We start from the raw sequence: 5491 nt of genomic DNA, 5'->3' as shown, positions 1-5491 counted from the left end.
GTCCAATACCAAGATAAAGGAAGAGCCGCTTTTTTCATATCCCTATCGTGTCAAGTCCAACTTGTGGTGAAGAGCCTATAAACTATGCGGCGGTTATTACGATAGTAATAGTAAGACATTAGTTTAAGGAGGAAAACGGTGAAAAGGTTAATACAAAAGCTTAAGCTTGGCACAAAATTGAACATACTTATGGCTGCAGTGCTGATTGGTTTTTCTATTGTGGTTGGTTTTATTACATTTGCCCAGATAAAAAAGGGGGTGGAAGAAACGGCGGTGGAAAAAGCGGTTTCCGATTTAAATTTAGGCTATGAATACATAAACAGTGAATACCCCGGCGAGTGGCGTATTGAAGATGGGAATTTAATGAAAGGGGAAACGATCATCAGCGGCAACACCGACATTGTTGATTTTATCGGGGAAATGACCGGAGGAACCGTAACTATTTTCATGAATGACACACGTGTAACGACAAACGTGATGCTTGACGGAGAGCGTGCTGTCGGAACGCAGGCTTCAGATGAAGTGGTGGAAACGGTGCTGCAGGATGAAGCAATGTATACAGGAGAAGCAGACGTAGTGGGCACGAGCTATCAAACAGCATATGAGCCTATTTACAACGAAGCGGGAGAGCCTATCGGCATGTGGTATGTAGGTGCTTCGCAGGAAATACTTGATGAAATTACCGGCAACGCCCTCATTACCTTTTTAATTGCTTTAGTCATCACCGGCATTGCAGCGATGGGGGGTGTATTTTTATTTTCACGCAGGGTGTCCAAAAGACTTGGACGCGTGACCGGAGCCCTCACAGCGGCGGGGCAGGGAGATTTCACCACAGAGCTTTCGGATCCTTCAGATGATGAAATAGGCCGGCTGACGGCGGGATACAATCAAATGCGGGAAAATTTAAGCGCGCTTGTAAAAAAGATTTTGCACACTTCCGAGCAGGTAGCGGCTTCCTCCGAGCAATTCAGCGCGAGCGCAGAGGAAACCAGCTCGGCTGCTGACGAAGTGTCACGTGCGGTGCAGGAGGTGTCCAGCGGAGCAGAAAAACAGGCCCGGAGCATGGATGAAACAAAATCACTGGTCGCCGAAATTTCAGGCGGCATGGAGCGTATATCAGGAAATATTCATGCAATTAATGAATCATCGTCGATAAATGTCGAAACAGCGGAGAATGGCTCGCGGGTTATACAACAGACGCTTGGGCAGATGTCATTGATTCAGGACAAAACAAACTATACTGCGACGTTTATTCATCAATTGCAAAACAAATCCGGCCAGATAAATGATATTATTTCGCTGATTACCAATATCGCCAATCAGACCAACCTGCTTGCGTTAAACGCAGCTATTGAAGCTGCACGCGCCGGGGAAAGCGGCCAGGGCTTTGCCGTGGTGGCTGAGGAAGTGCGCAAGCTTGCCGAGCAGTCCGGCAGTTCTGCGAGTCAGATTGGTTCGCTGATTAAAGATATCCAGGCAGATATCCAGGAGTCGGTTACGTCGATGGAGGATGGTAAAGAAGCCGTGGAAGGGGGTATTCATCAGGTAAAAGAGGCAGAAAGTGCCTTTCAGTCGATTTCTGTATCGACGAAAGATATCGCTGTTCAGCTTGAAGAATCGTCCGCGGCTGCAGAACAGATGACGGCCCAGACAGAGGCACTAATGCATTCTGTCCAGACTGTCGCTGATGTCGCCAATCAGTCTATGGAGCATACGCAAAATGTTGCTGCCTCCTCTGAAGAGCAGAACGCTTCCATGCAGGAAATATCCTCTGCATCGAACACTCTTGCGCATATGGCAGAAGAGCTTGGGCAGTCCGTGCGCTCATTCAAGGTTTAAGGCCAGCAACAGAAGCACCGGTAGCCTAGGGCTTCGGTGCTTTTACGTATTCTCATAAGCCCTTTCAAGAGGGGGATATTTATCTTTCAGCCAACCGCACACCTGCGCCTTTTATACGGAGCGATTGTGACCACTATTTCCCATGACTCTCGTAATATTATTGCCGCCGGCACGTCAGATAAAGATGTTTTAGTGGCTGTCAGACATGTGATACAGTCAATGATGGAATGGCTGCAGCGCAGCAATAAAAAGGGTTTCTTGACTTCCGCTCATTTTCACAAGTGGAAGGTGGAGGCTGAGCGTTCATAAAACTGAAACGGAGGAGGAGGCATCCATGCACATACGCAGGGCCCAGACCAAAGATTACTATAAGGTTAAACAGGTTATTAACGAATGGTGGGGCGGAAGAGATATGGCCGGTAAGCTGCCGAAGTTTCTGTTTGACCATTTTCAGGAAACAAGCTTTATTGCAGAAGTGCACGGACGAATGACAGGTTTTCTTGTCGGGTTTCTATCTCAGACAAGAGAAAAAGAGGCATATATACATTTCGCCGGTGTTCATCCGCATAACCGGGGAGAAGGTGTCGCGGAAGGCTTGTACGAAGCTTTTTTTGACTGCGTACTTGATGAAGACCGGCGCATCGTTCGGGCGGTGACGTCTCCTGGCAATGAAGGCTCAGTGGCTTTTCATCAGGCAATGGGATTTAACCTGGTGACGGGTGATAAGACGGAGAACGGGCTTCCGGTACATACTGACTACGACGGAGAAGAGCAGGATCGCATTCTTTTTGAAAAACAGCTGTAAAACAGCCGGCGTCTCTTTTTACGGAGAGCCGGCCTTCGCTATTTTATTCTTTTACAGCGGCAAATTCACGCAGAATCCGGGTAGTGGTGTCCCGGATCAAGCCGGGGAGAACGTGAAAGGAGTATGGCTTATAGACTCTCTCGGTCCATTTATGCCCATCTTTTCCGTAAACGCCCATGTTGATGGAGGAGATATTCAGCTGTTTTATAGCATCGACCGGCACGGGGTAAAGAGTGTCCCCCTCCGGCAGGTTTTTCAGCAACGGCGCAAGCTCCGCATCCGACTCCTGAATGGATAAAAAGCTGCCGTCGGACAAATATGGAAAGAAATTGCGCATCTCAAATACTTCTCCGGTACTGGCCGAGCTGTCCTGAAGAATAAAGGAAAGCGATTCCTTCAGCTCCCGGTGACGGCTGTTGTCGTCTGTTAAATAATTGTGCGGCAGAAACGGCGGAGCGTAAAAGAAAATGATCTGCGGTGTTTTATCCGGATCAAGCTCACGCAGGGCGTGGACTAGTTCAAAGCTTCGCAGCCGCAGGTCCATGCCGGCGGTTTCAGACAGTCGTTTTTGAATGGCTGCCTGCGTGTCGATTCCCTTTTGTTCAAGCTCAAGGCGGTAATTTTCGTACGTCTTAACGTCTATTTCCCAGGAAATATTTTTCGGAGGCATGCCGGTGACCCCGATGTATCTATCGTATTGAGAAGCAAAGTACTGTTCTGATTCTTCTGCTGCCCGGCGCGCTGCCTGAAGCATTTGTTCGGTCACCTGCTCTGCGGTGGTTTCGTATAAAAAGTAATTAAAATACAGGCGGCTGCCTGAAGCAGTCTGAACAGTGTAGCTTTCCTTCGTATCGCGCTGATAAAGACACGTCGGAGGCAGAATCAGCTCCCCGGGAATATGTTCGGTTAAATCATAATTGTTGTGGATGCGCTCCGTCAGTTTAGCGGCAACGAAATTAGGGTCTACGCCGGCAAGCGTATCACCAACGTGCACTTCACGCCCAAAAACGAAAAAGGCAGGCAGCAGTTTTCCGGCAGTTCCTGTATAGATGTATTTTGTAGTATCTCCTTCATACAAAGGGGCGATAAAATCGTTATTAATTGCGAGCAGGTACTGAAGGCCGTGAGAACGCTTTAAATCACGGAGAACAGGCAGCGCGCCGATAAGTCCGCAGTGCTCGCTTTCTTCATCGGGGTTCAGTAAAAGCAGAATATTGCCTTCGAGTTCTTCCGGATGCTCCGAGAAATAAAGCAGGTTCACGATATGCACGGCGATGCCGCTTTTCATGTCAACAGACCCCCGGCCAAACATCCAGTCCCCACTTCGGGCGTCTGCATGCACTTCAGGGTCATTTGTATAGCTTTGAAAGTAAGGAAGCAGTTCTTTTGGGGAACAGGCCTGGTGTTTAATGTTTCCGTAATCTTCGATGCCTACGGTATCAATGTGGGAATGATAAAGAATTGTCTGGGCTGAAGAAGACAGCCCTTTAATAAAGGCAAAAACATTCTGGCGTCCGTGAGGGTCTCCTTGAACCGGCTCCAGCCAGATGCGTTGCGTGAATTGTTGAAAATAAGGAAACGTACGCAGGATGCGGTAAAGCTCGTGGGCGATGGAAACTTCGCCATCTGACGCGTTCACGCTGTTCCACTCCACCAGATATTCTGTAAGATACTCCGCCTGTTCTGCTGTGGTAAGAGATTTTAAATTTTCGTACACTGCTGATCACCTCGCCGCAATAATTGCTGTTGTCTCTTATTCTACTGTATGAATCTGCCAAAGTAAGCAAGGAAGTGAATTTTCCTGCGAAAGATTGTTTTATACTTCAAGCCCTGAGCCGTGCAGAAACAGGCAGGAGAGCCGTATAATAACCATATAAAGGAGGAGAAAGCATGACAGTAACCATTAAAGCATTTCTGAAGGCAGAGCCCGGAAAAGAAGAAGCTTTGAAAACAGAGCTGAAAAAGGCGCTGGCTCCGTCGCGGGCAGAAGCGGGCTGCATAGAATATGTTCTGTATGAATCGGAAGCACAGGACGGGGTATTTATCTTTTCCGAGCAGTGGAAGGACGAAGAAGCCGTGCAGCAGCATATTCAGACCGAGCATTATCAGGCCTACCGGAAAAACACAGAGAATCTCGTGGTATCAAGAGAAGTGTACAAATTAAAGCCGGTGGAATAAACGAAAAAGAAGCTGCTTGCCGGCAGCTTCTTTTTTATAGGTGCTTCCTTACTTCACTACCTCGAACCGTTCGCAGACGACCGTCATATCCTCCCGGAATATTTCCCCAACCTCTTCGAGCGCTTCGGTAAAAAACTGTTCATGTGCCTTCCACCAATACTCGTATGAACGGTCTCCTTCCCCTTCAGCTTCAGCAAATTCTTTGGGCACTTCGTTCATCGGCATAATTTTGACACTGGTGGTCTGGATAATACATACTGGATCGCCGGCTCTGTTTAAAACGATGCTGTAGTCCCCTATCGAAGGAAGAGGTTCATTTTCTATCTCATAAAACATGTAAGCAGAGCATGTAGCCGTTTTGACTCCGGAGACGACAAGCTCTGCAAGCTCATCGGGATCCACACCAAAGGACCAGGCTGTTACCTGTTCGGGAGGAGTCTCGTTTCGCTGCTGCCAAAAATTCTTCCAATAAGTATCTGCTGCCTGGTTCATTGCAACTCCCCGTTTCTGTGATGGTCTTTCCTTCATTAAAACATACTTCTGCAGGAATATATAACTTTGAAGAGTATATTAATAGAATCCTCCTGTGAAATTGGGACCGTCAATAATTTTGTGTAAACGGCTGTCCTTTTCCAGCCTTGAAGTTAACCCTGCCGTTGAAACATATCT

General features: G+C 47.8%; 6 protein-coding genes. 4 read left to right on the top strand and 2 right to left on the bottom strand.

Annotated features, from left to right (window positions below; all coding sequences use genetic code 11):
* Nucleotides 1–138 precede the first annotated feature (138 nt).
* From ACTTK7_RS16940 to ACTTK7_RS16930, 3 genes are read left to right on the top strand one after another with little or no spacing between them, the layout of a single operon-like run.
* Nucleotides 139–1839: a methyl-accepting chemotaxis protein gene (locus ACTTK7_RS16940; protein ID WP_462869276.1), complete on the top strand. Its 1701-nt coding sequence runs from the start codon at nucleotides 139–141 to the stop codon at nucleotides 1837–1839.
* Between the two features lie 36 nt (nucleotides 1840–1875).
* Nucleotides 1876–2148 (top strand): adenine deaminase C-terminal domain-containing protein, encoded by a 273-nt coding sequence (locus ACTTK7_RS16935; protein WP_462869275.1) that lies wholly within the window; start codon nucleotides 1876–1878, stop codon nucleotides 2146–2148.
* A gap of 25 nt (nucleotides 2149–2173) precedes the next feature.
* Nucleotides 2174–2644 carry an N-acetyltransferase family protein gene (locus ACTTK7_RS16930; protein WP_462869274.1) on the top strand — a complete coding sequence of 157 codons (471 nt, stop codon included), beginning with the start codon at nucleotides 2174–2176 and terminating at the stop codon, nucleotides 2642–2644.
* A gap of 43 nt (nucleotides 2645–2687) precedes the next feature.
* On the opposite strand, the gene ACTTK7_RS16925 is transcribed toward ACTTK7_RS16930, so the two are convergent.
* Nucleotides 2688–4361 carry a M20/M25/M40 family metallo-hydrolase gene (locus tag ACTTK7_RS16925; protein WP_462869273.1) on the bottom strand — a complete coding sequence of 558 codons (1674 nt, stop codon included), beginning with the start codon at nucleotides 4359–4361 and terminating at the stop codon, nucleotides 2688–2690.
* A 173-nt stretch (nucleotides 4362–4534) separates the two neighbouring features.
* Here ACTTK7_RS16925 and ACTTK7_RS16920 point away from each other — a divergent pair, with 173 nt between their 5' ends.
* Nucleotides 4535–4822, top strand: a complete 288-nt coding sequence (locus ACTTK7_RS16920; protein WP_462869272.1) for a putative quinol monooxygenase — start codon at nucleotides 4535–4537, stop codon at nucleotides 4820–4822.
* A gap of 48 nt (nucleotides 4823–4870) precedes the next feature.
* Here the strand turns inward: ACTTK7_RS16920 and ACTTK7_RS16915 are convergent, their stop codons facing one another.
* The gene (locus ACTTK7_RS16915) at nucleotides 4871–5314 is read right to left on the bottom strand and encodes an ASCH domain-containing protein (RefSeq protein ID WP_462869277.1); all 444 of its coding nucleotides are present in this window, start codon (nucleotides 5312–5314) and stop codon (nucleotides 4871–4873) included.
* Between the last annotated feature and the right edge of the window lie 177 nt (nucleotides 5315–5491).

This window comes from Marinococcus tarijensis (genome assembly GCF_054971385.1).
Note: the sequence above shows the minus strand (reverse complement) of the source record. Positions and strands in the feature narration are given on the sequence as shown.

Excerpts from the sequence above, each read along its gene's own strand:
- ACTTK7_RS16930 (WP_462869274.1), top strand. The coding sequence starts at position 2,174 with ATGCACATACGCAGGGCCCAGACCAAAGATTACTATAAGGTTAAACAG.
- ACTTK7_RS16920 (WP_462869272.1), top strand. The coding sequence starts at position 4,535 with ATGACAGTAACCATTAAAGCATTTCTGAAGGCAGAGCCCGGAAAAGAA.
- ACTTK7_RS16915 (WP_462869277.1), bottom strand. The coding sequence starts at position 5,314 with ATGAACCAGGCAGCAGATACTTATTGGAAGAATTTTTGGCAGCAGCGA.